The following is a 26,126-nucleotide window of genomic DNA, read 5'->3' on the forward strand; positions in this document are numbered from 1 at the left end:
TGCCCGATTTGCAGGCGCAATCGGTCTGCATCGCGTCGCAACCGGGCGATGGGATGTCGCTTTGCAAGGCTATCCAGAACGGACAGGGAGAAGGGTGCCGCAGCGCGCCCGCAAGGGAGAACAACAAGAATGGCTTTCACCTCCGATATCGAGATTGCCCGTGCCGCGAAGAAACGCCCGATTCAGGAAATCGGCGCGAAGCTGGGCATCCCCTCTGACGATCTGCTGCCCTACGGCCATGACAAGGCCAAGGTCGGGCAGGACTTCATCCGCAGTCTGGACGGCCGGCCGGATGGCAAGCTGATCCTTGTCACCGCGATCAACCCCACCCCCGCGGGCGAGGGCAAGACGACTACGACCGTGGGTCTGGGCGACGGGCTGAACCGCATCGGCAAAAAGGCGGTGATCTGCATCCGTGAGGCCAGCCTTGGCCCCAACTTCGGCATGAAGGGCGGGGCCGCGGGCGGCGGCCTGTCGCAGATCGTGCCGATGGAAGAGATGAACCTGCATTTCACCGGCGATTTCCACGCCATCACCGCCGCGCATAACCTGCTGTCGGCAATGATCGACAACCACATCTACTGGGGCAACGAACTGGACATCGACGAACGGCGCATCACCTGGCGCCGGGTCATGGACATGAACGACCGTGCCCTGCGCGATATCGTGGTCTCGCTGGGGGGCGTGGCCAACGGCTTTCCGCGGCAGACCGGGTTTGACATCACCGTCGCCAGCGAGGTGATGGCGATCCTCTGCCTGTCGCGCGATCTGGCCGATCTGCAGGACCGGCTGGGACGTATCGTCGTGGGCTACACCCGCGGGAAGGCACCGGTCCTGTGCCGTGACCTGAAGGCGGACGGGGCGATGACCGTGCTGCTGAAAGACGCGATGCAGCCCAATCTGGTGCAGACGCTGGAGAACAACCCGGCCTTCGTGCATGGCGGACCGTTTGCGAACATCGCCCATGGCTGCAATTCGGTGATCGCCACGAAGACCGCCCTGAAATTGGCAGATTATGTCGTGACCGAGGCCGGGTTCGGTGCCGATCTGGGGGCAGAAAAGTTCTTTGACATCAAGTGCCGCAAGGCCGGGCTGACCCCGTCCGCCGCGGTGATCGTGGCCACGGTCCGGGCGATGAAGATGAACGGCGGCGTGGCCAAGGCCGATCTGGGCGCCGAGAATGTCGAGGCGGTCCGCCGCGGCTGCCCCAACCTTGGCCGCCATATCGAGAATGTGCAGGGCTTCGGCGTGCCGGTGGTGGTGGCGATCAACCATTTCCATTCCGACACCGAGGCGGAGATCCGCGCCGTGCAGGATTATGTCGCCGGGCTGGGCGCGCAGGCGATCCTGTGCCGCCACTGGGCCCAAGGCGGCGCCGGGATCGAGGATCTGGCCGGCCATGTGGTGCGGCTGGCCGAGGGGCCGTCGTCCTTCGCCCCGCTCTATCCTGACAAGATGGGCCTGTTCGAGAAGATCGAGACGGTGGCGAAGCGGATCTATCGCGCGGCCGAGGTGGTGGCCGACAAAGCGGTGCTGGACCAGCTGCGCGCCTGGGAGGCGGCGGGATATGGCGACCTGCCGGTCTGCATGGCCAAGACGCAATATTCCTTCACCACCGATCCTTCGGTCCGCGGCGCGCCAGAGGGGCACAAGATTCCGGTGCGCGAGGTGCGGCTTTCCGCCGGGGCAGGTTTCGTCGTGGCGATCTGTGGTGAGATCATGACCATGCCCGGCCTGCCGCGCGTCCCCAGTGCCGAGGTGATCCGGCTGAACGATCAGGGCCAGATCGAAGGACTGTTCTGAACCCTGCCGTCAGAATGCGGGGGGGGGGGGCGGCCCCCGCACCCCCCCGGGGGGTATTTCGGGCAAGATGAAGAGCAGGGGCTTTTCGCGCCCGCGGCATCGGCTTATGGAAAGGCCATGTTGACGGGGGATGCGATGCGGACAGCTGCCGAATGCACGACCATGGCCGAACTCAGGGCCGAGATCGACCGGCTGGACGAGGATCTTGTCCGGCTGTTTGCCGAACGCGCGGGCTATATCGACCGCGCCGCGCAGATCAAGGCGGGCGTCGATCTTCCGGCCCGGATCACGTCGCGGGTAGAGGAGGTGGTCGCAAATGTGCGCCGCCATGCCGCCGCCCACGGGTTGCCGCCCGAGCTTGTCGAGAAACTGTGGCGGCGGCTGATCGACTGGTCGATCGCGCGCGAGGAAAGCCATCTCGGGCCGGACAGTCTGCGGCCGGACAGCCTGCGAAAGGGATAGGGCGATGACGGCACGGGTGATCGACGGCAAGGCCTTTGCGGCCGGGGTCAGGGCGCAGGTGGCCGCCCATGTGGCGCGGCTGGCCGAAGAACGCAGCATCGTGCCGGGTCTGGCCGTGGTGCTGGTGGGCGAAGACCCCGCGTCTCAGGTCTATGTGCGCAACAAGGGCATCCAGACCAAGGAAGCCGGGATGGCCAGCTTTGAGCACAAGCTGCCCGCTGAAACGCCCGAGGCCGAACTTCTGACGCTGATCGACCGGCTGAACGCCGATCCGGCGGTGCATGGCATTCTGGTGCAGCTGCCGCTGCCCGGCCACATGAACGCCGAAAAGGTGATCAACGCGATCAGCCCGGCCAAGGATGTGGACGGGTTCCATATCCTCAACGTCGGGCTTCTGGGGACCGGACAGAAGGCCATGGTGCCCTGCACGCCTCTGGGCTGTCTGATGATGCTGCGCGACCATCACGGGTCGCTGGCAGGGCTGAACGCGGTGGTGGTGGGCCGGTCCAATATCGTGGGCAAGCCGATGGCGCAGCTGCTGCTGGCCGACAGCTGTACCGTAACGGTGGCGCATTCGCGGACCAAGGATCTGGCTGAGGTTTGCCGCGGGGCCGACATTCTGGTCGCCGCCGTGGGCCGCCCCGAGATGATCCGCGGCGACTGGGTGAAGCCCGGCGCCACGGTCATCGACGTGGGCATCAACCGGGTGGAACGCGACGGCAAGACCCGGCTGGTCGGCGATGTGGATTATGCCGGGGCTGCCGCTGTGGCCGGGGCAATCACCCCGGTGCCGGGCGGGGTGGGGCCGATGACGATTGCCTGCCTTCTGGCCAATACGCTGACGGCCTGCTGTCGTGCCCATGGTCTGGCCGAGCCGGAGGGGCTGACGGCCTGAACGGGCGCCTCAGGCCGCGGCGCTTTTTCGTCGCGGACGGCGTGCGGGAGCCAGCTTCAAGGTGTCTGGCGCGGCATCGGGATCATCAGGGCGCGGGTGCCGGTCAGGACGGCCCGCGCTTCCGGCGCCATGAGAGCGGTCAGCGCCGCGTCGTGGCTCCACAGGCCGCCGGTATAGGCGCCATAGGCGGGCAGGATGATCCGCGCGGAATCGGCCAGAAAGCAGGGCCGCGCCTGCCCGGACAGCCGCGCCTTGGGGTGGTAATGGCCTGAGATTTCAGGACCTTCCCCCGGCTCTGCGATGTGGCGGAAGGTCAGCGCGCCGATCCGGACACTGGCCCGGTGGGTGCCGCCCAGAGAGATCGGGCCGGGGTCGTGGTTGCCCTCGACCCAGATCCAGTCCCGCCCCGCCATCAGCCGCGACAGCCAGAGGTGTTCGGTCTCGTCCATCTCCTCGGCCGCGGCGATGTCATCGAAACTGTCGCCCAGACAGATCACCCTTTTCGCGTCCGTCGTCTCCAGATCGGCGTCCAGCCGGGTCAGGGTGGCGCGGGTTTCATAGGGCGGCAAAAGCGTGCCGCCCCGCCGCGCGAGCCGCCGCGATTTGCCGAAATGCAGATCGCTGACGCAGAGGAGGTTCTGCGCGGGCCAGTGCAGCGCGCCTGAGGGCAGGGCGTGCAGGATTTCATCCGCAAGGGTCAGGGGTGCATGCATGGGGCAGGATGTGCCGTGCCATGGCGCGCTGCGCAAGCCCCGGCGCAAGGGTCCCCGCGGGTTGCGAAGGGGGGGCGGCCGCCCTGCGGACAACCGACTTCACTCCAGCCCGGCCGCTGCCATCAGCGCGGCGGCCTCGGCCTCGGCCAGACGTTCGCGGCCCTGTCCGGCGATGGGGACCTTGCCCACCTCCAGCAGCAGAGGCGCGGCCAAGGGCGTGATCCGGTCCAGCCGCCGCAGGTGCAGCCGCCCGCCGGTGCGCGCCAGCATCTCTTCGATGCGGGAAAAGTCGATCAGGCCGCGCATCGCCTCGTCCCGGGTGATCCGCAACAGCAGGTGATCGGGGTCATAGCGGCGCAGCGTGTCATAAAGGATGTCCGAGGAAAACGTCGCCTGCCGCCCGGTCTTGCGGCGGCCCTGATGCTGGCGTTCGATCAGCCCGGCAATCACGGCCACATTGCGGAAGGTGCGCTTCATCAGGGCGTTGCCGTCCAGCCAATCCTCCAGCCCCTGCCGCAGCCCCGCGGGGTCGAACAGGGGGGTAGGGTCGGTCACCGGCTCCAGCCCCCAGATCAGGGTGGCGTAATCGGTGGCGACAAAGCCAAGGGGCGCAAGGCCGCGGTCCTCCATCCGTTTCGTCAGCAGAAGGCCAAGGGTCTGCATGGCGTTGCGACCCGCGAAGCCATAGGCGCAAAGGTATTCGCGCCCCTCATGCGGGAAGCTTTCCAGCAGCAGCCGGTCGCGCGCGGGCATCTCGGACACCTCGCGCTGCAGGGCCAGCCAGCGCGCGGTATGGGCGGGCAGGCCGGGCCAGTCGGGCCGGTTCAGCAGCGCAAGGATGCGGTCGGACAGTTGGGTGGTGTTGGCGAATTTGGTGCCGGAGAAGACGGCGACCTTCGGCTCGCGCCCGGTGCTGCGCGAGACTTCCACCGTCATCTCGTCCAGCCCCTCATACCGGACGATCTGGCCGCCGATCAGAAAGGTGTCGCCCGGCGAAAGCCCGGCCGCGAAGGCCTCTTCCACCTCGCCCAAAGGGGCGCCGCGGCCGCGCAGGCGGACTTTCAGCAGGGGCGTCTCGACGATGGTGCCAAGGTTCTGCCGGATCACCGCGGCGCTGCGCGAGTCGCGCAGGTGCCACAGATCGCCCGTCTGTTTCAGCCGCTGCCAGCGGTCATAGGCGCGCAGGGCATAGCCGCCGGTGGCGACAAAGTTCAGCGCATCGGCGAATTCGGCGGGCGTCACGCCGCTGTAGGGCGGGGCCGCGGTGATCTCGGCATAGAGGTCCTCGGCCCGGAAGGGGGCGGCGCAGGCAGCCAGAAGGATATGCTGGCACAGCACATCGCGCGGGCCGGGGCCGCGGGGTTCGCCGTCCAGCGCATGGTCCCGCACCGCCTCCAGCGCGGCAAGGCATTCGACCACCTCAAAGCGGTTGGCCGGCACCAGCAGCGCCTTGGACGGCGCGTTGTAGCGGTGGTTCGCCCGGCCGATCCGCTGGACCAGCCGCTTGACGTTCTTCGGCGCGCCGACCTGCACCACAAGGTCCACATCGCCCCAGTCGATACCAAGGTCCAGACTGCCGGTGCAGACCACGGCGCGCAGGGCACCTGCGGTCATCGCGGTCTCCACCCGCTCGCGTACTTCGCGGGAGAGAGAGCCGTGGTGAATGGCGATGGGTAGGCCGTCGTCATTGGCCAGCCAGAGGTGATGGAAGAAGATTTCCGCCTGCGCGCGGGTGTTGTGGAAGATCAGCGTCGTGCGGTGCGCGCGCACCTGTTCCAGGATCTCGGGGATGGCATGGCGCGCGCCGCCCCCGGCCCAGGGCGGGGCTGCCGCGGTTTCCAGCATGGAGATATCGGGCTCCGGCCCGGGATCGGCGGTCAGGATCGTGGTTTCCGGCCCGAGAAACCGCGCCAAAGCGGGCGGGTCTTCGACCGTGGCCGACAGCCCCGTCCGCCGCAGCCCCGGCGCCAGCCGCTGCAGGCGGGCGACCAGCAGCGAGAGCTGATCGCCGCGCTTCGATTCCGCCAAAGCGTGGATTTCATCGACGATCACCCTTTGCAGCCCGGCAAAGATCTTCGGCGCGTCGGGATAGGACAGCAGCAGCGCCAGCGATTCCGGCGTGGTCAGCAGGATATCAGGCGGATCGGCCCGTTGGCGGCGGCGCGCGGTGTAGGAGGTGTCGCCGGTCCGGTCCTCCACCCGGATCGGCAGGCCCGCCCCTTCGATCGGCGCGCGCAGGTTGCGGCGGATGTCCGCGGTCAGTGCCTTCAGGGGCGAGAGGTAGAGCGTGTGCAGCCCCCGGCCCGGCGCGGCGGCAATCTCGGCCAGTGAGGGCAGGAAGCCCGCCAGCGTCTTGCCGCCCCCGGTGGGTGCGATCAGCAGGGTCGAGGGCGCATCGGCCAGCGCCAGCATCTGCACCTGATGCGGATGCAGCGCCCAGCCCCGGGCGGCGAACCAGTCGGAAAGGGCGGGGGGAAGCGGGACCATGGCCCGGAACGTAGGATCAAAGCCCGGCAAGTCAACCGGCAGTGCCGCGCGGCGCCTCTTGCCGCGGCGGGGACGGGGGCGTAATCCAGTGCCCATGAAACTGATGTTCCTTGGCGATGTGATGGGGCGCAGCGGGCGGACCGCGGTGGCCGAACGGCTGCCCGCCCTGCGGCGGGACTGGGGTCTGGATTTCGTCGTAGTGAACGGCGAGAATGCGACCGGCGGGATGGGGCTTTCGGCCGATCATGCGCGCGGCCTTCTGGCGGCGGGCGCCGATGTGGTGACGCTGGGCGATCATGCCTTCGACCAGAAGGATATGGCCCAGTTTCTGGAGCAGGAGCCGCGGGTCCTGCGGCCGGTCAACTACTCCAAACTGGCGCCGGGCAAGGGCTGGCGGATCTATGACGCGCCGGGCGGGCGCAAGGTTCTGGTCGCGCAGGTGCTGGGCCGGGTGTTCATGAAGCAGCCCTTCGACGACCCGTTCAGCGCCATCGACCCGGTGCTGAAGGCGCATGCCCTCGGCCGGTCCGTCCATGCCGCGGTGATCGACGTTCATGCCGAGGCCACCTCCGAGAAGATGGGCATGGGCCATTGGTGCGACGGGCAGGCCAGCCTTGTGGTGGGCACCCATACCCATGTGCCCACGGGGGATGCCCAGATCCTGAAGGGCGGCACCGCCTATCTGACCGATGCTGGCATGTGCGGTGATTACGACAGTGTCATCGGCATGGAAAAGCTGGAGCCGATGCGCCGTTTCGTCACCGGCATGTCGAAGGCCCGGTTCGAGCCTGCCATGGGCGAGGCCACGCTCTCGGGTGTCTATGTCGAGACGGATGACCGCACCGGTCTTGCCACCCGCGTCGCCATGGTGCGGCAGGGCGGGCGGCTGCAGCCATCGGGGCCGTGATTGCGCGGACTTTACCCGCTCCTTCTTCTGCTGATGGGGCTGGCCTGGGGGCTGACGCAGCCCTTGGGAAAGATCGCCGCCTCGACCGGGCATCAGCCGTTCGGGCTGATCTTCTGGCAGTTGCTGATCTGCACGCTGGTGCTGGGTGGCCTTTGCGCGATGCGCGGGGAATGGCCGCGCCGCGACGGCCGGGCGCTGCGGTTCTATCTGGTGGTGGCTTTGTGCGGCACGCTGGTGCCCAACTACACCTTCTATCTGTCCATCGCGCGGCTGCCCTCGGGCATCATGTCGGTGATCGTGGCGGCGATCCCGATGCTGACCTTTCCGATCGCTTTGCTTCTGGGCATGGACCGGTTCAGCGGCTTGCGGTTTCTGGGCCTGTGCCTTGGTCTGGCGGGGGTGCTGCTGATCGCCTTCCCGGCCGGAGGGCTTGGCGCGGCGCTGCCCGATCCGGCCATGGTGGCCTTTCTGCCGGTCGCGCTGATCGGGCCTTTGTTCTACGCCGCCGAAAGTCTTTATGTCGCCCGTGGCGGGATGGCGGGGATGGGGGCCATTCCGGCCATGGCGGGGGCTTCGGCCGTCGGTCTGGTGCTGTGCCTGCCGATGGCGCTGTTGAGCGGACAGTTCTTCGCGCTGCCGCTGCCGCCGGGACGGCCGGAATGGGCGCTGATCGCCTCTTCGGCGATCCATGCTCTGGTCTATGCGCTTTATATCTGGCTGGCCGCACGGGCCGGAGCGGTCTTTGCCGGGCAGGTCAGCTATATCATCACGCTGACCGGGGTGATCTGGGCGATGATCCTGCTGGGCGAACAGCCTGCAGCGGCCGTTTGGGTGGCGGCGGCCTTGATGATCTGCGGAATGTTTATGGTGCGCGCCCGTCCCGCTGCAGAAATGAACCGCTAACACGACCAGATTTGTAGAATATTCTTCCCCGCCGCCCCGCTCTCACCTTATAAGGCCGAAAACGGCACAGGGGTGGCTATGCTTTGGTTCGATCTGGATCCGTCGATCCAGGCCTATGTCGCGCTGGCGATCCTGGCGGGGATGTTCGCGCTGTTCCTGTCCGAACGCCTGCCGGTTGAGGTGACCGCGATCGGCGGGGCCGCGCTGATGATGATCCTGGGCCTGCTGCCGCTGAAAGAGGCGCAGTCGGTCCTGTCGAACCCCGCGCCATGGACCATCGCGCTGATGTTTCTGGTGATGGGCGGGCTTGTCCGCACCGGTGCGGTGGAACAGGTGATCCGCATGGCCGAAAGCTCGGTCGAGGGACGACCGCGGCTGACCATCGTTGCGCTGTTTGCTTTCGTTGCCGTGGCCTCGGCTTTCATGAACAACACGCCGCTGGTGGCGGTGATGATCCCCGTCGTCATGCAACTGGCGCTGAAACTGGGGTCGGCCCCGTCGAAGCTGCTGATCCCGCTCAGCTATATCACGGTTCTGGGCGGCATGATCACGCTGATCGGCACTTCGACCAACCTTCTGGTGGATGGAGTGGCCGCCAAGGCCGGGATGCCACATTTCGGCCTGTTCGAGATCGCGCCCCTTGGCATTGCGGTCTCGGTGGCGGGCGGGCTGTTTCTTGCGCTCTTCGGCAACCGGCTTTTGCCGGTGCGGCAGTCGATGGGCGTGGTGCTGACCGACCGCAAGAAGATGAAATATTTCACCGAGGTCGCGATCCCCGAAGGCAGCCCGCTGATCGGGCAGGCGCCCTTGGAGGTGGATCTGTTCCGCCGCAACGGCGTGCGTCTGATCGATGTGCTGCGCGGCGATGCCAGCCTGCGCCGTGATCTGGCGCCGGTCCGGCTGGAACCGGGCGACCGCGTGGTTCTGCGGGCCGAGATGACCGATCTGATGGAATTCGACCGCCGGAGCGAGGTGCATCTGGTGGACAAGCTCTATTCCGTCAAGACCGAGACGGTGGAGGTGCTGATCGGCCCCGGCTGCCGGATGGAGGGGCTGCGTCTGGGCGACCTGCGGCTGCGCAGGCGCTATGGCGTCTATGTGCTGGCCGCGCACCGCCGGAACCAGAACATCGGCCGCCAGCTGGACGATCTGGTGGTGCGGGTGGGCGACACCCTGCTGCTGGAAGGGAGTATCGAGGATATCCAGCGCCTTGCCGCGGATATGGATCTTGTCGATATCGCGCGCCCCTCGATCAAGGCCTTCCGCCGTGCCAAGGCGCCCATTGCCGTGGGCGCGCTTCTTTTCATCGTGCTTCTCTCGGCCTTTGATCTGGCCCCGATCCAGGCGCTGGCCTTTCTGGCGGTGGCCGTCATCCTGATCACCCGCTGTGTGGATACCGATGAGGCGTTCAGCTTCGTGGACGGCCGCCTGCTGGCGATGATCTTTGCCATGCTCGCCGTGGGCGAGGGGCTGGACCGCTCCGGCGCGGTGGAGATGATCGTCGATGCGGTGGCGCCGCATCTGGCCGGGTTGTCGCCCTTCCTGCTGATCCTTGCGGTCTATTTCCTGGGCCTCGTGCTGACGGAGTTCCTGTCGAACAACGCGGTGGCGGTGATCTATACCCCCGTCGCCATCGAGCTGGCGCAGAAGATGGGCCATGATCCGCGGCCCTTCGTGGTGGCGGTGATGTTCTCGGCCACCCTCGCTTTTGCCACCCCGGTGGGATATCAGACGAATATGATGGTCTATGGCCCGGGCGGTTACCGCTTCTCGGACTATATGCGGATCGGGCTGCCGCTGAATGTCATCGTGATGTTCGTCTGCGCGGCACTGATCCCGCTGATCTGGCCGCTTTGACGGAGGTTCCGATGCGCCGCCTTGCCTTGTCCGCCGTGCCGCTGCTGCTGGCCGCCTGTGCCGCCGTCGCGGCCACCCCCGCCCCGCGTGAGGTGCGCCTCTCGGATGAGGCGCTGACGATCCAGCTTTCGGACGGCACCACCTGCCGGCTGAAGAACTGGCAGGCCCGCCCCGAGGGTCGTTTCGAAAGCTGCGGCGGCGGCATCGGTTATGCCATCGCGGTCGAGGCAAAGCCGAACCCGCTGCGCCGCGTTCTGGAAGAGGTCAATGGCGCTGTTGCCGGCAACCTTCTCGCGCCCATGGCGCAGATCACCCTGACCGATGCGGCGGGCCGTGTGCACGACTTCACCTCTCCGGCCCCGCTGACCGACTTCGACTGGTAACCTTCATCTTGGCCGAAATATCCCACGGGGGTGCGGGGGTGTGAAACCCCCGCCGCGACGCCCGGGCGAAGCGCCGGGGTTGCCCTGCGGCGGGCGAAGGGTGTAAGAGGCCCCACCACCGAAATCGCAAGGAATTAAGGCCATGGCAGGCCATTCGAAATGGGCGAACATCCAGCACCGCAAGGGCAAGCAGGATGCAATCCGCTCGAAGATGTTCTCGAAGCTGTCCAAAGAAATCACCGTCGCCGCCAAGATGGGCGATCCCGATCCCGAAAAGAACCCGCGTCTGCGGCTGGCGGTGAAGGCCGCCAAGGCCCAGTCGATGCCCAAGGACGTGATCGACCGCGCGATCAAGAAGTCGCAGATGGGCGATGCGAACGATTATACCGAAATCCGTTATGAAGGTTATGGCGCCGGCGGCATCGCCGTGATCGTCGAGGCGCTGACCGACAACCTGAACCGCACCGCGTCCAACGTGCGCAGCTATTTCACCAAGGCGGGCGGCAATATGGGGCAGACCGGCTCGGTCAGCCACAGCTTCGACCGGCTGGGAGAGATCTCCTATCCGCTGACCGCGGGCGATGCCGATACGGTCATGATGGCTGCGATCGAGGCGGGCGCCGAGGATGTGGAGACCGACGAGGACGGCCACTGGATCTATTGCAAGGTCGAGGATCTGTCGGCCGTCTCGGACGCGCTGGAAAAGGCCTTGGGCGAATCGACCGAATCGAAACTGGTCTGGCGCCCGCAATCGCGCACCGAGGTGGACCTTGAGACGGCGCAGAAGCTGGTCAAGCTGATCGACCTTCTGGAAGAGGATGACGATGTGCAGACCGTCACCCACAATTTCGACGTGCCGGAAGACGTGGCCGCGAATCTCTGATCCTGTCCCGGCAGGAGGACGGAAAGGCCCCCCGCGCGGGGCCTTTTCCTTTGCGGGTCCCCCCCGTTGATTCCCCGCTGTCACACTGGGGTCACCGGGCCGTGACGCGCGCGCGCTATCTTCGGCCAAACGGCTGAGCGGGGACGTGGGATGACCGAGATGGTGCGGGCCGAGGCTTTTGCCCTGGGCGATGTGGTGCCGGATTTCCCCGACCTTTCGGATCTGCGCGACCGGCCGCTGTTCACCTATTCTCATGCGGGGCAGGGTGCCTTTCGTCGCCGCCTGATCCGTCTGGTGGAACTCCTGTCCGGCAGCGCGCGGATGGAGCGGCTGTACCGCGACTGGCAGCAGGCGCCGCGCGACCGGCGCGCCTCGATCTTTACCGAAGCCCTGCGCATCCTGCGCATCCGCACCGAATTCACCGCGGGCGGGCCGGAGTGCATTCCGGCGCGTGGCGGGGTTCTGGTGGTGGCGAACCATCCCTATGGCATCGCCGACGGGCTGGCGCTTGGCGATCTGGTGGCGCGGGTGCGCCCGGATGTGAAGCTTATGGTCCATTCCCTGCTCTGCCAGCCGGCCGAGGCGCGAGGCGCGCTGCTGCCGGTGGATTTCTCCGGCGGGGCAGGGGCGCGGCGCACCTCGGCCGCCACGCGGCGCGCGGCGGTGGACTGGCTGGAAGCAGGCCATGTCCTCGTGATCTTCCCGGCAGGCGGGGTTGCCACGGCGCCGCACCCGCTGTCACGCCGCGCGGCCGATCCGGCGTGGCACCCGTTCGCAGCGCGGCTGGCCACCCGGCCCGGCGTGCAGGTGGTGCCGGTCTATGTCCACGGCCAGAACTCGCGCCTGTTCCAGATCGTCAGCCATTACAGCTATCCCTTGCGGGTGGCGCTGCTGTTCCGTGAAACGCTGCGGCGTCAGGGCGGGGCTGTGCGGCTGGCCGTGGGGCGGGCGGAGCGCGTGACCGAGGCGGACAAGAGCGGGATCACCACCCTGTTGCGGCGGATGACGCTGCGGCTGGCTGGTCCGCAAGGCCCGCTGCCCGAGACGGAATTCGTCTATCCTGCCCGGCTGCGCTGGTAGCCGCTAACGCACCAGCGCCTGCGCGGCGGCCTTGCGCAAGGCCCCGGTCAGCGGTGCCAGCGCCGTGGTCACCGCGCGGGGGAACTGCCAGAAAAGCGGCACGTCCAGCGCGCTGTCCGCCACCAGTTCCACCAGATCGCCGCGGGCCAGATCGGCGGCCACCATCGCCTCGGGGTTCATGGCCCAGCCAAGGCCCAGACGGCAGGCCTCGACAAAACCGTGGCTGGAGGCGAGGCGGTGGAACGGAAAGGCGGGCCGTCCGCTGGCCCCGGTCTGCCGGGAAAGCCAGCGGTCCTGCAGCCGGTCATGGTCGGAAAAGACCAGCGCGGGCGCATCGGCCAGCGCCGCGGCGGTGATGCCCCCTGCGAACCAGCGCGCCACAAAGGCCGGGCTGGCCGTGGCGCGATAGCGCAGCGCGCCAAGGGCCAGCGTCTCGCAGCCCTGCAGCGGCCCGGGATGCGAGGTGATGGCGCCCACCACCTCCCCCCGTTTCAGCCAGTCCTGACTGACATCCTGATCGTCGATCACCAGATCGAACAGCAGACCCTCGCCCGCGGCCGCCAGCGCGGGCAGCACCCATGTCGCCAGACTGTCGGCATTCACCGCCAGCCGCAGCGGCGTGCGGCCAAAGCTCTGCCCCGGCAAAAGGCCCGGCAGGTCGGTGGCCAGCTGACGCTCCATCAGGACGATCTCGTCATGGTGGCGGATCAGCCGCAGTCCGGCGGGCGTGGCGCGGCAGGGCTGGCCGCGGGTGATGAGCAGGGTTCCCGCGGCTTCCTCCAGCGCGCGGATGCGCTGCGAGATGGCCGAGGGCGTGACGTGCAGATCCGCCGCCGCCAGATCGAATGCGCCGCGGCGGTGAACGGCAGACAAAGCGGCCAGTTGGGCGGGGTCCAGCATGGGTTGAGATTAGCAGAACTTCATCAGGAAAAGAAAGATGAACTGGATTGCGCCGTGCCGCCGTGGTTCCTGCCGGCCAGCACAAAGGGGCAGGGCATGACACAGGCAATGATCACGGGGTTTCTGACCGGGCTGGGGCTGATCCTTGCCATCGGCGCGCAGAATGCCTTTGTGCTGCGACAGGGGCTGCGGCGGTCGCATGTGGGGGCCGTGGTGGCGGTCTGCGCTTTGTCCGATGCGCTGTTGATCGGGATTGGCGTGGCCGGCTTCGATGCCGCGACGCGGGTGATCCCGGCGCTGGCGCCCCTCCTGCTGTGGGCCGGGGTGGCGTTTCTGGCCACCTATGGCACGCTGCGCCTGCGGGCCGCGTGGCGCGGGGGCGAGGCGCTGCAACCCGCCGCCGACCGGCCCGAGCCTTTGGGGAAGGTGCTGGCGACCTGCCTGCTGCTGACCTGGGCCAATCCGCATGTCTGGCTGGATACGGTGGTCCTCCTTGGCTCGGTCTCCTCCCGGCATGCGCCATGGCAGGCGGCCTTCGGGTTGGGGGCCGCCACGGCCTCGGTCGTGTTCTTCTCGACCCTTGGCTACGGCGCGCGGGCATTGGCCCCGGTCTTTGCACGCCCCCGCGCATGGGTCTGGCTGGAGGCGGGCGTGGGCCTTCTGATGTGGGCGCTTGCGCTTGGCCTTGCGTTTTCGTGAACGGGCGGGCATGCCCTGAGCCCATGAACCCGCAGGCAAAGATGCGGCCCTTTCAGGGGCTGATGTGGATGGTCGCCAGCACGCTGGCGATGGTGGGCGTCAACGGCACCGTAAAGCATCTGGGGACGGATATTCCCGCGGCGCAGGCGGCCTTTCTGCGCTTTGTCATCGGCGTGCCGTTCTTCCTGCCGATGGTGCTGCCGATCCTGCGGGCGCAGTATCCGCGCCTTGTCTGGCGGCTGTTCCTTGGCCGGGCGGCGATGCATGCGGTGGCGGTGATCCTGTGGTTCTATGCGATGGCGCGGGTGCCGGTGGCGGATATGGCCGCCATCGGCTTTCTGAATCCGGTGGTGGTTCTGGTCATCGGCGGGCTGATCATCGGCGAGGGACTGCCGCTGCGCCGGGTGGCGCTGGCACTGCTGGCCTGCCTCGGGGCGCTGATTATCCTGCGTCCCGGCCTGCGCGAGGTGACGGCGGGCCATATGGCGCAGATGGGGGCGACCTTCTGCTTTGCGGCCAGCTATATCGTCGTCAAACGGCTGAGCCAGCTGGTCCCTGCGGGCGTGACGGTGGCGATGCTGACCTTTACCATGACGCTGGTGCTGTTTCCGCTGGCTTTGGCGGTCTGGCAGCCGGTCACGCCGGTGCAGATGCTGTGGCTGGCTTTGGCGGCGGGGCTGGCCACGCTGGGCCATTACGCCATGAGCCGCGCCTTTGCCGCAGCCCCGCTTGCGGTGACGCAGCCCGCGGGATTCCTGCAGCTGATCTGGGCCACGCTGCTTGGCATTCTGGCCTTCGGCGAACGCTTTGACCTCTGGGTGCTGATGGGTGGCGCGGTGATCCTTGGCGCCTTTTGCGTGAACACTCTGGCCGAGACGCGGCGGCGCGGCGCTGCCGTTGCGGCGCCGGAGGCGATGCCGCCGCTTTGACCGGGGCAATCCCTAACAGTCGATGAAAAGCCACGGCATTTGCCGGGCTTTCGCCATGATGTTCCGGTTGTGGCGCCCCCATTCCCGCCGTCCCGCCGCGGCAGACTGCCGTCCGGGGTCAGAGAAATCGGGGGCGCTGCCATGCCGGTCATGCGGCTTGTCGGGGTATGGACGGGGCGTGGGTTCACCACAGCCATCGAACACGGCGAACTTTACATTGCGACCGGCGGGGCTGCGCCGGTTGCAAGCTTTGTCAGCTATACGACGCAGAGCACGGTGGGGCTGAGGCTGACGGCGGGAGCGGTGGCCACCGTCACCGGCACATCGACGCAAACCTCCGGCCGGGTGGCGCTGACGGTGGGGGGCACAGCCGGAACCGTGGCGGCCGATGCGGTGGACATGGCCCGGGACTGGTCCGGTGACGGCCGGTCGGTCACGGCCTTTCTGGGGGCCGCGCCGATGGGGGGGCTGGCGGTGGAGCTGCTGGCCGTCACGGTGGGCACGGCTTCCTATCTGGTGTCCGGACGGCCCGGTGCCACCGGCCTGACGGTTCACACGCTGCCCGCGACCGGCGCGCCCAGGCTGCTGCAGACGGTGACCGATACGGCGGCCAATTATCTGGACGGGGTTTCGGCGCTGACCTCTGCCGTGGTGGGAGGCGTGACCTGGGTGCTGGCCGGATCGCGCGACGATCATGGCCTTTCGGTCTTTCGCATGGATGCGGCCGGACGGCTGACCCCGGCGGCGGATATGGGTGTCAGCCAGCTGGTGCCCTTGCAGCAGGTCAGCGCGCTGCGCGCGGTCGACTATGGCGGCACGACCTTTGTTCTGGCGGCGGCCTCCGGCTCGTCCAGCCTGACGGTATTCCGGCTGGACTGGACAGGTCAGCTGACGGTCGTGGATCATCTGGTCGATACGCTGGACAGCCGGTTCGACGGTGTCCGCGTCGTCGAGGTGGTCGAGACCGGCGGGCGCGTCTTTGTGCTGGCCGCGGGTGCCGATGACGGGCTGAGCCTGTTCACCTTGCTGCCGGACGGGCGGCTTCTGCATCTGGAAACGCTGGCCGATACCGCGGCCATGGCGCTGTCGAACATCACGGCCCTTTCGGCGACGATGATCGGCAGCCGGATGCAGATTCTTGCGGTTTCGGGGGCAGAGGCGGGGCTGACCGTGCTGGAGGTGGACCTGTCCGGCCTTGGGCAGGTGGTCACCGGCGGCGGCGCGGTGCTGCAGGGGTCGGCGCAGAATGACCTGATCAGCGCTCAGGCCGGGGTGACCGTGCTGAACGGGGGCGCCGGGGATGACATATTGATGGATGCCGCGGGCAGCCAGACCATGACCGGCGGCACGGGGGCCGATCTCTTCGTGCTGACGGCCGATGGCATGGCGGATACCATCACCGACTTTCAGGTCGGTGTGGACCGGCTGGATCTGAGCGCATGGGCGATGTTCCGCGGCCCGTCGCAGCTGCTGTTCACGGCGACGGCGACCGGCGGCATGCTGACCTTCGGGGCCGAGCGTCTGATCATCAACACGGCCAGCGGGCGGCCGCTGACACTGGCGCAGGTGCAGGCCATGAGCTTCGGGACCGAGGCGCTGCGGCTGACCGTGACGCCGGATTCCCCCGTCATCCCCATTCCGGAGCCGCCACCGGGCACGCTCACGCTGAACGGGTCTGCGGGGAATGACCGGCTGACCGGCACCGTGGCCGCAGAATTCTACCGGGCGGGTGCCGGCGATGACGTGCTGGTCGCTTCGGGCGGGGTCGATACGATGGACGGAGGGGCGGGGTTCGACATCGTCAGCTTCGAGGCCATGACCGGCGCGGTGGTGATCAACCTTGAAACATGGTCCAACAGTTCCGCCCGGGTGCGTGAGAACTACTACACCGGCATCGAAGGATGGATTGGCACGGCTTTCGGAGACCGGCTGACCGGCGGGGCCGGGAACGACTGGCTGGCGGGTGGTGGCGGAGACGACACGCTGAGCGGTTCGGACGGCAACGATTCCCTCTACGGGGGCGCGGGCAACGACAGCCTGACCGGAGGCAGCGGCGATGATGTGCTTTCGGGCGGTGATGGCAATGACACGCTGATCGGCGGCGATGGCAGCGATCTGCTGATGGGTGGCAATGGCGATGACGTGATCTATGGCGGCAACGTGCGCCGCGCTGCCGGGGCTGTGACTCCGGCGGCACAACAGGTTCCGCATCCGGCCAGTGTCAATGCCGCAGGGCAGCAGCCTCAGGGGCATGACCTGCTGTCCGGTCGCCAAATGGCAGAAGCGGCCGGCGAGCCATCCGGGTGCTGGGCGCATGACTGGGCCCGTGACTGGTTCGCTGCCGATACGATGGTATTTCACGCCCGGAGCATGGCGGGCGCAGCGCCAGAACCGGAGTCAGAGCCGGAGCTTGGACACGGCCTCTGGCCGGTGTCCGGCACCGGTGGTCTGGAGGACCGCCCTGACATGGCAGGATCTGCCGGCCCTGGCCTGGCGGAGGGTCTGGTCCTGCATGATTTGCCTGTGCCGCAGCAGCAGGAACCGGGCCGCTGCCCCGATCTCGGCGATTTCCTGTTTGCCTAGCCGGGTCAGGCGGGGCTGACGTTGCTTGCCGCGCCGCCGGGCGGTATATCCGCAGCAAAGTTGCCAAGGAAATGCGATTGACCGTCCTGTCCGAACCGCTGACTGCAGATGAAACCGGCCGCCCGCCCGCGGCCGAAGGTCAGGGCAGGACGCAGCCCCTATCGTCGGAACAGCGCACCGATGTGACCATCCTGATGGGGGTCTGGAACGGGGCCGAGCATCTGAAGGCGCAGCTGGCCAGCTTCGAGGCGCAGACCTTCCGCAACTGGTGGCTGATGGCCAGCGATGACGGTTCGTCCGACGGCAGCCGCGGCATCCTGCGTGACTTTGCCGAAAGCCTGCCGGAAGGCCGGGTGATGCTGGTCGACGGGCCGCGTTGCGGCTTCAGCGGCAATTACCTGTCGATGATGGCTCGCCTGCCGCAGGACCCGGGCTGGCTGGCATTCTCCGATCAGGATGACATCTGGCTTCCCGACCGGCTGGAGCGCGGCATCCATGCACTGGCCGGGATGACAGGCCCGGCGATCTATTGCAGCACCACATGGGTCACCAACCACGACATGACAGACCGGCGGCTGTCGCGCGGTTGTCCGCGTCAGCCCGGCTTTCGCCATGCGCTGGTGCAGAATGTGGTCGCTGGCAATACCATGCTGTGCAATGCCGCGGCCGGGCGCATCCTTGCGGCAGCAGCCCGCCGGACCGAAGGCATCGTGGCGCATGACTGGTGGGCCTATCAGGTGATCACGGGGGCGGGGGGGCAGGTGATCTTCGACACCGAGCCGACCGTCCTTTACCGCCAGCACGGCCGCAATGCGATCGGGGCAAATGACGGTCTGCGGGCCAAGATGCGGCGGCTGCGTCTGCTGATGCAGGGCACGATGGCGCGCTGGACAGAGACCAATCTTGCCGCGCTGGAGGCGGCGAAACCCTGGCTGACCGAGGAATCGCGGGCACAGCTGCGGGAACTGGTGGCCTTGCGGCAATCCAGCGGGCCGCTGAACCGGTTGCGGCGGCTGCGGGCACTTGGGCTGTACCGCCAGACCAAATCCAGCACGGTGGCCCTTTGGGTGGCGGTTGCCCTGCGCAGGCTTTGACCGTCGGCCTTCCGGCCTGCCGCGCGGCCAGTGATGATCCTTGCGCGGCCGATGTGGCTTGGGGATAAGGGGCGGGTCGTCCGGGGCGGGGGTATCCCCCGACCGGCCCCCCTTGCCCGATCTGACCGGAGCCGCTGTCTGATGCGTATTTTCATCACCGGAACTGCCGGTTTCATCGGCTTCCATCTGGCCGAGCTTCTGCTTCAGGAGGGGCATGAGGTTCATGGCTATGACGGGATGTCGGATTACTACGATGTCACCCTGAAAGAGCGGCGCCATGCGTTGCTGCGCCAGCATCCGGCCTTTGCCGCGACCGAGGCTTTGCTGGAAGATGACGCGCGGCTGCAGGCGGCCGTGCAGGCCTGCGCCCCGGATGTGATCGTCCATCTCGCCGCACAGGCCGGGGTGCGCTACTCGATCGACAATCCGCGCGCCTATGTGGACGCGAATATCATCGGCACGTTCAACGTGATGGAGGCGGCCCGGCAGGCGGGGGTGCGCCATCTCCTCATGGCCTCCACCTCCTCGGTCTATGGCGCGAATACGGAAATGCCCTATGCGGAGACGCATAAGGCCGACACGCAGATGTCCTTCTATGCGGCGACCAAGAAGGCGAATGAGGCGATGGCCCATGCCTGGGCGCATATCCACGGCCTGCCGGTGACGATGTTCCGCTTCTTCACCGTCTACGGGCCATGGGGGCGGCCGGATATGGCCCTGTTCAAGTTCACCAAGGGCATTCTGGAAGGCCGCCCTATCGACGTCTACAACCACGGCGACATGTGGCGCGACTTCACCTATGTCACCGATCTTGTGCGCGGTATCCGTTTGCTGATCGACGCCGTGCCCGGCGGGCCGGAGACGGCGGTTGCGGGCGACAGTCTCAGCCCGGTGGCCCCATTCCGGGTCGTGAACATCGGCAATTCCACCAAGGTCCGGCTGGAGGATTTCATTGACGCCATCGAGGCGGCCACCGGCCGCAAGGCGCAGCGCAACTATATGCCGATGCAGCCGGGCGATGTGCCCGCGACATGGGCGGATGCGGGGCTGTTGCGCGCGCTGACCGGCTATGCGCCCGAGACCGGCATCGCCGACGGCGTGGCCCGCTTCGTGGAGTGGTACCGGGACTATTACGGACAATGATCCTGCGGCCGATGGCCCGGCGCAGGATTGGCCTCAGTGGCAGATGCCCGGCAAGCGATCGGGGGCCGGTGCGACCGGCCCCTCAGCCCTTGCCCAATCTCTCGCCCACGCCTTTGCGCGCCAGAAGCGGCTGCCACCAGCCGGTATTGTCCAGATACCATTGCACCGTGCGCTCCAGCCCCTCTTCGACCGTGACCGAGGGGCGCCAGCCCAACTCGTCACGGATGCGGTCGGGGGCGATGGCATAGCGGGCATCATGGCCGGGCCGGTCGGTCACAAAGGTGATCTGGTCGGCATAGCAGCCGTCGTTCTTCGGGCGCTTTTCATCAAGGATGGCGCAAAGGGTCTGCACCAGTTCCAGATTGGTCCGCTCGTTCTCGCCGCCGATGTTGTAGCTGCGGCCGATCCGGCCCTTTTCCACCACCAGAAGCAGGGCGTCGGCGTGATCCTCGACATACAGCCAGTCGCGGATGTTCTGCCCATTGCCGTAGATCGGCAGCGGTTTTCCGGCCAGCGCGTTCAGGATCACGACCGGGATCAGCTTTTCGGGGAAGTGATAGGGCCCGTAATTGTTGGAGCAATTGGTCAGCACGACCGGCAGGCCATAGGTTTCATGCCAGGCGCGGACCAGATGGTCGCTGGCCGCCTTTGATGCCGAATAGGGGCTGCGCGGGTCATAGGGCGTGTCTTCGGTGAACTTCACCGCCGGGTCCGCGGGCAGCGAGCCGAAGACCTCATCCGTCGAGATATGGTGGAAGCGAAAGCCTGCGGGCTTTCCCGCGCGGGTCCAGTAGGCGCGGGCCGCCTCCAGCATGTTGAAGGTGCCGGTGATATTGGTCTCGACAAAATCAGCCGGCCCGTCGATCGAGCGGTCGACATGGGATTCCGCGGCCAGATGCATCACCGCATCGGGTTTATGCGTGGCAAAGATCCGGTCCAGCGCGGCGCGGTCGCGGATATCGGCCTGTTCAAAGGCATAAAGCGGACTGTCCGCCACCGGGGCCACATTCTCAAGGCAGGCCGCATAGGTCAGCGCATCGACATTCACCACGGAATGGCCCCGGGCCACCGCAAGCCGCACCACGGCAGAGCCGATGAAGCCCGCCCCGCCTGTCACAAGAAGCTTCATGCCATTCCCCCAAACACGAAAGGCCGGGGCGCATCGCGCAAAAATGGCGCCACCTTGTCTTTGTCCGACAGGACCGGCGCGCCGCTCAGCCCGCCCAGACCCGCCCAGTCGACGCCGATTTCGGGATCGTCCCAGCGGACCGCGCCGTCACAGTCGGGCGCATAGAAATCGCTGCATTTATACTGCACCTCGGTGTCGGCGGTCAGTGTCAGGAAGCCGTGCAGAAAGCCCTTGGGCACCAGAACCTGCGCACCGTTTTCGGCCGAAAGCTCTACCGCGACCCATTTGCCGAAAGAGGGGGAGCCAGTGCGGAAATCCACCGCCACGTCGAGGATCGCACCGCGGGAGCAGCGGATCAGCTTGTCCTGCGCATGGGGGGGGCGCTGGTAATGAAGTCCGCGCAACGTGCCCTTCGCGGCGCTGAAGGAATGGTTGTCCTGCACCCAGTCGATGACCACACCTGCCCCGGCCATCCGCTCGGCGTTCCACGTCTCGGTAAACCAGCCGCGATCATCGCCAAACCGGCGCTGGGTGATGATTTTTACCTCGGCGAGGTCAGTTGCTTCAATCTTCATCATCTGCCACTCAAATGCCCGCTCGATCTCTCCCTTGCCAGTATGGCGCTTTCTGGGCAAGCGGGGGGTTGCAATTCGGCGTTTTGGCCGCGTCTGCGGCGATGCAGGGCCGGGGGATGGCTGAATTTCCGGGCGGCTGTGACGAACAGGCCGGGCCAGAGAGCGGCGGTGCGGTTTGGCCGACTTGTGTCAACCGGACTGATCCCATAGGGTTGCCGCAGTGCAGCTTCGGGATTTGACAATGATCAGCCGTCCCCTCCTTCCGTGCGGCGGACCTGGGGCAAGCCTCTGCCAGGATCAGGCCTTTCTGCCTGTCCGGCCCGCGGCGATTTGCACGCAAGCGAGATCATCCGAAACGATAAAGCCCCGGACCGGGCGCGGGGGGCTGCGGGCTGATCCGGTTTAGCAACGGCCCGCCGCAGAATTAGGGAATGCTGGAATGAAAATTGCCGTTGCCGGTCTTGGCTATGTCGGGCTGTCGAACTCGGTCCTGCTGGCACAGAACCATCCGGTTACCGCCGTGGACATCTCGAAAGAACGGGTGGCCATGGTCAATGCAGGCAAATGCCCGATCATCGATTCCGATCTGGAGGCCTATCTTGCCCGCGGCGCGCTGCAGCTGACCGCCACGACCGATGGGGCGGTGGCCTGGAAAGATGCGGATTTCGTCATCGTGGCGACGCCCACGAATTATGATCCGATGTCGAACTATTTCGACACGTCCAGTGTCGAGGCGGTGATCCGCGCGGTGACCGCGGTCAACCGCGCCGCGACCATCGTGGTGAAATCCACCATCCCGGTGGGCTTTGTCGAACGCATCCGCGAAGAGCTGGACACCGATCAGGTGATCTTCTCGCCCGAATTCCTGCGCGAGGGTCGGGCGCTTTACGACAACCTGCACCCGAGCCGGATCATCGTGGGCGAAAGGTCCGAGCGGGCCCGCGTCTTTGCCGATCTGCTGCTGGAAGGCGCGATCACCAAGGATGTGGAGATCCTGTTCACCGACCCGTCCGAGGCCGAGGCGATCAAGCTGTTCGCCAACACCTTCCTGGCGATGCGGGTGGCCTTTTTCAACGAGCTGGACAGCTACGCGCTGTCGCGCGGCATGGACACGCGACAGATCATCGACGGCGTCTGCCTCGATCCGCGGATCGGCGGGCATTACAACAACCCGTCCTTCGGCTATGGCGGCTATTGCCTGCCCAAGGACACCAAGCAGCTCTTGGCCAACTATTCCGAAGTGCCGCAGAACCTGATCGCGGCCATCGTGGACGCGAACCGCACGCGCAAGGATTTTCTCGCCGACCAGATCGTCGCGCAGAAGCCGCGAACCGTGGGCGTGTTCCGGCTGGTGATGAAGGCGGGGTCGGATAATTTCCGTCAGTCGTCGATTCAGGGCATCATGAAACGGATCAAGGCCAAGGGGATCGAGGTCGTGGTCTATGAGCCCGCGCTGACCGAAGACGACTTCTTCGGCTCGCGCGTGGTGCGGGATCTGGCGGCGTTCAAGTCGGGGTCGGACCTGATCCTGGCCAACCGCCGCACCGAAGAGCTTGCGGATGTGACGGACAAGCTGTTTACCCGGGATCTGTTCGGGTCGGACTGACCCGGCCACCTCCGGGGGGACCATGGACGACATCATCGCATCCGCCGCGCGCACCTTCGAGACCGAGGCCCGCGCGCTGTCTGCCCTGCGCGAGGCGGTGGAGGGGCCTTTGGCCCCCGCCATGGTGCAGGCGGTGCAGGCCATTCAGGCTGCGGGCGGGCGGGTGATCCTGACCGGCATCGGCAAATCCGGCCATGTGGCGCGCAAGATTGCCGCCACCTTCGCCTCGACCGGGACGCCCAGCTATTTCGTCCACCCCGCCGAGGCGAGCCATGGCGATCTGGGGATGATCCGGGCCGATGACGTGATCCTTGCCCTGTCCTGGTCGGGCGAGGCGCCGGAACTGGCCGATCTTATCGCCTACAGCCGCCGCTTCGGTGTGATGCTGATTGCCGTAACCTCACGCGCCGACAGTGCATTGGGGCAGGCGGCGGATATCATCCTGCTGTTGCCCCGCATGCCGGAGGCCTGCCCGAATGGCCTCGCACCCACCACATCGACCGTGATGCAGATGGCCATGGGCGATGCGCTGGCGGTGGCGCTGCTGACGTTGCGGGGCTTTACCGCGCAGGATTTCCGCCAGTTCCACCCCGGCGGCAAGCTGGGCGCGCGGCTGAAGAAAGTGTCAGACCTGATGCATCGCGGGGACGCGCTGCCCGTGGTGGCGCAGACGGCGCCGCTGGCCGAGGCGATTGCGATGATCACGGCCAAGAAATTTGGCGTGACCGCTGTCACCGGCGCGGACGGGCGGCTGGCCGGGGTGATCACCGATGGCGATTTGCGGCGTGCGCTGGCGAAGGGGCTGGTCGCGGCCAGCCTGCCGGAGGTGATGACACCGTCGCCGCTGACCATCGCCGGGGACGAGCTGGCACAGGAGGCGCTGGCCCTGATGAACGATCGCGCGATCTCCAGCCTGTTCGTGCTGGAGGACGGTCGGCCGATCGGCATTCTGCATCTTCAAGACCTGCTGCGCGCCGGGCTGATCTGACCGGACGTTGCGTCCTGCCGAAACCTCTGGAGGGCTTCGCGCCCTCCAGACCTCCCGCGGGATATTTGTGCAAACTGGAAATGGGCTGAAGGGCCTGCTGTTTCCAACCCTCAGTCCCAGCCCATTTGCGCCAGATAGCCCTCAATCAGCGGCACGTCGGATGGGTTGTTCAGCTCCCAGAACTTCGCGCCGGGGGCGGTGACCTCGACGACATCGACCGGGTGGCCGTTTTCAAGAAAGCGCAGCTGCTCCAGCCCTTCGAGGGTTTCCAGCGGGCCGGGCGTCCAGCGGGTATAGGCGGCCAGCGCGGCGGGGCGGTAGGCGTAGAGGCCGACATGATGGAAGACCGGCACCGTGCCGTCCACCACACCCTTGCCATTGGTGAAGGGGATGACTTCCTTGGAGAAATAGAGCGCCTGACCCAGCCGGTTCGCCACCACGGTGGTGGCGCCGACGCGGCCCGCGGCGCGGTCGGCGATGAAGTTGCGCACCGCCTCTTCGTCACAGCGCAGGATTGGCGTGGCGATTCCGGCGCCCGGATTGGCGCGCATATGGGCGATCAAAGCGGTCACGAAATGCGGCGGGGTCAGCGGGGCATCGCCCTGCAGGTTGACCACGATCTGCGGCGACAGGCCGGCATTGGCGATGGCCTCGGCCACCCGCTCGGTCCCGTTGCGGCAGGTGTCGGCGGTCAGGATGACCTCGGCCCCCACACGGCGCGCCTCATCGGCGATGCGGGTGTCGTCGGTGGCGACATAGAGGCCGATGCCGCCGCCTGCCTGTTCCACCGCCTTGCGCCCGGCGATCACCGACCGTTCCAGCAGGCTGCGCAGGGTGCCCGAAGCGCCGCGCAGCGTGGCCAGCGGTTTTGCCGGATAGCGGGTGGAGGCATAGCGGGCGGGGATGATGATGACCGTGTCCATCACAGCCCCTTGGCCAGCGAATCGAAGGCTCTGAGGGTGCCGATCAGCGCGGCCAGCTGATCCACCGGCACCATGTTCGGCCCATCCGAAGGCGCGTTGTCCGGGTCCTGATGGGTTTCGATGAACAGGGCAGAGACCCCGACCGCGCAGGCCGCCCTTGCCAGCACCGGCACATATTCCCGCTGTCCGCCCGAGGACCCGCCAAGCCCACCGGGCTGTTGCACCGAATGGGTGGCATCAAACACCACGGGCCAGCCGGTTTCGGCCATCTTGGGCAGGCCGCGGAAATCGGTGACCAGCGCGTTGTATCCAAAGGAGGTGCCGCGCTCGCAAAGCAGGATCTGCCGGTTGCCGGTCGAGGCGACCTTTTCGGCCACGTTCTTCATGTCCCATGGCGCGAGGAACTGACCCTTTTTGACGTTCACAGCCTTTCCGGTTTCCCCCGCGGCCAGCAGAAGGTCGGTCTGGCGGCACAGGAAGGCGGGGATTTGCAGCACATCGCAAACCTCGGCCGCCACGGCGCAATGGCCCGGCTCATGCACATCGGTCAGGACGGGGACGCCGAATTCGTCGCGGATGCGGCCCAGAATTTCCAGCCCCTTCTCCATGCCCAGCCCCCGCTGGGTGGTGATCGAGGAGCGGTTGGCCTTGTCGTAGCTGGCCTTGAAGATGAATTTCGTCCCGGTGGGCGCGCAGGCCGTGGCGATGCGGTCCGCCATCATCCGGGCGTGGTCCAGACTTTCCAGCTGGCAGGGCCCGCAGATCAGCGAAATCGGGTTCTGCCCGCCGATGGCGATGTCGCCGATGGTGACGATGGTCGGTGTCATATGCTGCATCCTTGGCCCGGGCCTTCCTGATGCGGAAGGTCAGGCCCTGAGATGCCATGCGAAGGGCGCTGTGTCGAGGTTGGCCGCGGTCAGTTGCCGGGTTGCGCCATCGCGGCAGGTTCGGCACGGAACAGGTCGCGCGGGGCAAGAAGCAGCGTCATGGCACCTGCATAGACCGCGACGAACAGCAGGGCGGCAATCACGGTCTTTGCCGAAAGGGAACGGCGGGGCAGCGATACGGTCATCTGTCTCTCTCCCTAGGGCAGCTCTGGAGGATCGGGCCGATGGGGCATCCTAGCACGTGTCGTCCCGGTGCGTCTTCCTTTTCAATCGGGAAATGCGGAAATTGTTCCCTGA

24 protein-coding genes are annotated in these 26,126 nt (G+C 66.8%); 16 read left to right on the forward strand and 8 right to left on the reverse strand.

Annotated features, from left to right (window positions below; translation table 11 throughout):
* Positions 1–129: 129 nt before the first annotated feature.
* The 3 genes from ACO2Q5_RS09850 (at position 130) to folD (ending at position 3,160) form a co-directional block, all read left to right on the forward strand.
* Positions 130–1,803, forward strand: coding sequence for a formate--tetrahydrofolate ligase (locus ACO2Q5_RS09850; RefSeq protein ID WP_423290425.1), 1,674 nt, complete (start codon positions 130–132; stop codon positions 1,801–1,803).
* Between the two features lie 135 nt (positions 1,804–1,938).
* The gene (locus tag ACO2Q5_RS09855; RefSeq protein ID WP_423290427.1) at positions 1,939–2,265 is read left to right on the forward strand and encodes a chorismate mutase; all 327 of its coding nucleotides are present in this window, start codon (positions 1,939–1,941) and stop codon (positions 2,263–2,265) included.
* A 4-nt stretch (positions 2,266–2,269) separates the two neighbouring features.
* Positions 2,270–3,160 (forward strand): bifunctional methylenetetrahydrofolate dehydrogenase/methenyltetrahydrofolate cyclohydrolase FolD, encoded by an 891-nt coding sequence (folD, locus tag ACO2Q5_RS09860; protein ID WP_423290429.1) that lies wholly within the window; start codon positions 2,270–2,272, stop codon positions 3,158–3,160.
* Between the two features lie 56 nt (positions 3,161–3,216).
* Here the strand turns inward: folD and pdeM are convergent, their stop codons facing one another.
* Both pdeM and ACO2Q5_RS09870 read right to left on the reverse strand, forming a co-directional pair.
* Entirely contained in the window at positions 3,217–3,873 is a 657-nt protein-coding gene (gene pdeM, locus ACO2Q5_RS09865; RefSeq protein ID WP_423290431.1) for a ligase-associated DNA damage response endonuclease PdeM, read from the reverse strand.
* Positions 3,874–3,972: 99 nt separating this feature from the next.
* Positions 3,973–6,360, reverse strand: a complete 2,388-nt coding sequence (locus ACO2Q5_RS09870; protein ID WP_423290433.1) for a ligase-associated DNA damage response DEXH box helicase — start codon at positions 6,358–6,360, stop codon at positions 3,973–3,975.
* 94 nt (positions 6,361–6,454) lie between these two features.
* Between ACO2Q5_RS09870 and ACO2Q5_RS09875 the strand changes: the two genes are divergently transcribed.
* From ACO2Q5_RS09875 to ACO2Q5_RS09900, 6 genes are all read left to right on the forward strand, one after another.
* On the forward strand, positions 6,455–7,267 hold the full coding sequence (locus tag ACO2Q5_RS09875; protein WP_423290435.1) for a TIGR00282 family metallophosphoesterase: 813 nt from the start codon (positions 6,455–6,457) through the stop codon (positions 7,265–7,267).
* Positions 7,268–8,170, forward strand: coding sequence for a DMT family transporter (locus tag ACO2Q5_RS09880; RefSeq protein WP_423290437.1), 903 nt, complete (start codon positions 7,268–7,270; stop codon positions 8,168–8,170).
* A gap of 78 nt (positions 8,171–8,248) precedes the next feature.
* Positions 8,249–10,027, forward strand: coding sequence for an SLC13 family permease (locus ACO2Q5_RS09885; RefSeq protein WP_423290439.1), 1,779 nt, complete (start codon positions 8,249–8,251; stop codon positions 10,025–10,027).
* 11 nt (positions 10,028–10,038) lie between these two features.
* Entirely contained in the window at positions 10,039–10,410 is a 372-nt protein-coding gene (locus ACO2Q5_RS09890; protein WP_423290441.1) for a hypothetical protein, read from the forward strand.
* Positions 10,411–10,552: 142 nt separating this feature from the next.
* Positions 10,553–11,293 carry a YebC/PmpR family DNA-binding transcriptional regulator gene (locus ACO2Q5_RS09895; RefSeq protein WP_423290443.1) on the forward strand — a complete coding sequence of 247 codons (741 nt, stop codon included), beginning with the start codon at positions 10,553–10,555 and terminating at the stop codon, positions 11,291–11,293.
* Between the two features lie 150 nt (positions 11,294–11,443).
* A complete protein-coding gene (locus ACO2Q5_RS09900; protein ID WP_423290445.1) occupies positions 11,444–12,373 on the forward strand; it encodes a lysophospholipid acyltransferase family protein in 930 nt (309 codons plus the stop codon).
* Between the two features lie 3 nt (positions 12,374–12,376).
* Here ACO2Q5_RS09900 and ACO2Q5_RS09905 read toward each other — a convergent pair whose 3' ends face one another.
* Positions 12,377–13,273 (reverse strand): LysR family transcriptional regulator ArgP, encoded by an 897-nt coding sequence (locus ACO2Q5_RS09905; RefSeq protein ID WP_423290447.1) that lies wholly within the window; start codon positions 13,271–13,273, stop codon positions 12,377–12,379.
* A 96-nt stretch (positions 13,274–13,369) separates the two neighbouring features.
* Here ACO2Q5_RS09905 and ACO2Q5_RS09910 point away from each other — a divergent pair, with 96 nt between their 5' ends.
* The 5 genes from ACO2Q5_RS09910 (at position 13,370) to ACO2Q5_RS09930 (ending at position 19,721) form a co-directional block, all read left to right on the forward strand.
* The gene (locus ACO2Q5_RS09910; protein ID WP_423290449.1) at positions 13,370–13,972 is read left to right on the forward strand and encodes a LysE/ArgO family amino acid transporter; all 603 of its coding nucleotides are present in this window, start codon (positions 13,370–13,372) and stop codon (positions 13,970–13,972) included.
* 41 nt (positions 13,973–14,013) lie between these two features.
* Entirely contained in the window at positions 14,014–14,901 is an 888-nt protein-coding gene (locus ACO2Q5_RS09915; RefSeq protein ID WP_423290451.1) for a DMT family transporter, read from the forward strand.
* Positions 14,902–15,042: 141 nt separating this feature from the next.
* Positions 15,043–17,484, forward strand: a complete 2,442-nt coding sequence (locus ACO2Q5_RS09920; RefSeq protein ID WP_423290453.1) for a M10 family metallopeptidase C-terminal domain-containing protein — start codon at positions 15,043–15,045, stop codon at positions 17,482–17,484.
* 77 nt (positions 17,485–17,561) lie between these two features.
* On the forward strand, positions 17,562–18,578 hold the full coding sequence (locus ACO2Q5_RS09925) for a glycosyltransferase (RefSeq protein ID WP_423290455.1): 1,017 nt from the start codon (positions 17,562–17,564) through the stop codon (positions 18,576–18,578).
* Positions 18,579–18,719: 141 nt separating this feature from the next.
* Positions 18,720–19,721, forward strand: coding sequence for an NAD-dependent epimerase/dehydratase family protein (locus ACO2Q5_RS09930; protein WP_423290457.1), 1,002 nt, complete (start codon positions 18,720–18,722; stop codon positions 19,719–19,721).
* An 82-nt stretch (positions 19,722–19,803) separates the two neighbouring features.
* On the opposite strand, the gene rfbB is transcribed toward ACO2Q5_RS09930, so the two are convergent.
* Positions 19,804–20,850 (reverse strand): dTDP-glucose 4,6-dehydratase, encoded by a 1,047-nt coding sequence (rfbB, locus tag ACO2Q5_RS09935; RefSeq protein ID WP_423290459.1) that lies wholly within the window; start codon positions 20,848–20,850, stop codon positions 19,804–19,806.
* Complete coding sequence (gene rfbC, locus ACO2Q5_RS09940) at positions 20,847–21,425, reverse strand: dTDP-4-dehydrorhamnose 3,5-epimerase (protein ID WP_423290559.1); 579 nt, start codon at positions 21,423–21,425, stop codon at positions 20,847–20,849. The genes rfbB and rfbC overlap by 4 nt, the downstream gene beginning before the upstream one ends.
* A gap of 439 nt (positions 21,426–21,864) precedes the next feature.
* On the opposite strand from rfbC, the gene ACO2Q5_RS09945 reads away from it, so the two are divergent.
* Together ACO2Q5_RS09945 and ACO2Q5_RS09950 are read left to right on the forward strand one after the other, a co-directional pair.
* Entirely contained in the window at positions 21,865–23,031 is a 1,167-nt protein-coding gene (locus ACO2Q5_RS09945) for a nucleotide sugar dehydrogenase (RefSeq protein WP_423290461.1), read from the forward strand.
* Between the two features lie 22 nt (positions 23,032–23,053).
* Complete coding sequence (locus ACO2Q5_RS09950) at positions 23,054–24,019, forward strand: KpsF/GutQ family sugar-phosphate isomerase (protein ID WP_423290463.1); 966 nt, start codon at positions 23,054–23,056, stop codon at positions 24,017–24,019.
* Positions 24,020–24,129: 110 nt separating this feature from the next.
* Here the strand turns inward: ACO2Q5_RS09950 and ACO2Q5_RS09955 are convergent, their stop codons facing one another.
* The 3 genes from ACO2Q5_RS09955 to ACO2Q5_RS09965 form a co-directional block, all read right to left on the reverse strand.
* Positions 24,130–24,942, reverse strand: a complete 813-nt coding sequence (locus tag ACO2Q5_RS09955) for a 3-deoxy-manno-octulosonate cytidylyltransferase (RefSeq protein ID WP_423290465.1) — start codon at positions 24,940–24,942, stop codon at positions 24,130–24,132.
* Positions 24,942–25,769 carry a 3-deoxy-8-phosphooctulonate synthase gene (gene kdsA, locus ACO2Q5_RS09960; protein WP_423290467.1) on the reverse strand — a complete coding sequence of 276 codons (828 nt, stop codon included), beginning with the start codon at positions 25,767–25,769 and terminating at the stop codon, positions 24,942–24,944. Before kdsA ends, ACO2Q5_RS09955 begins: the two co-directional genes overlap by 1 nt.
* An 89-nt stretch (positions 25,770–25,858) precedes the next feature.
* Positions 25,859–26,014 carry a hypothetical protein gene (locus ACO2Q5_RS09965; protein WP_423290469.1) on the reverse strand — a complete coding sequence of 52 codons (156 nt, stop codon included), beginning with the start codon at positions 26,012–26,014 and terminating at the stop codon, positions 25,859–25,861.
* Positions 26,015–26,126 lie beyond the last annotated feature (112 nt).

Source organism: Neotabrizicola sp. VNH66 (assembly GCF_049445895.1).
In the GTDB taxonomy this organism is placed as follows: domain Bacteria; phylum Pseudomonadota; class Alphaproteobacteria; order Rhodobacterales; family Rhodobacteraceae; genus Pseudogemmobacter.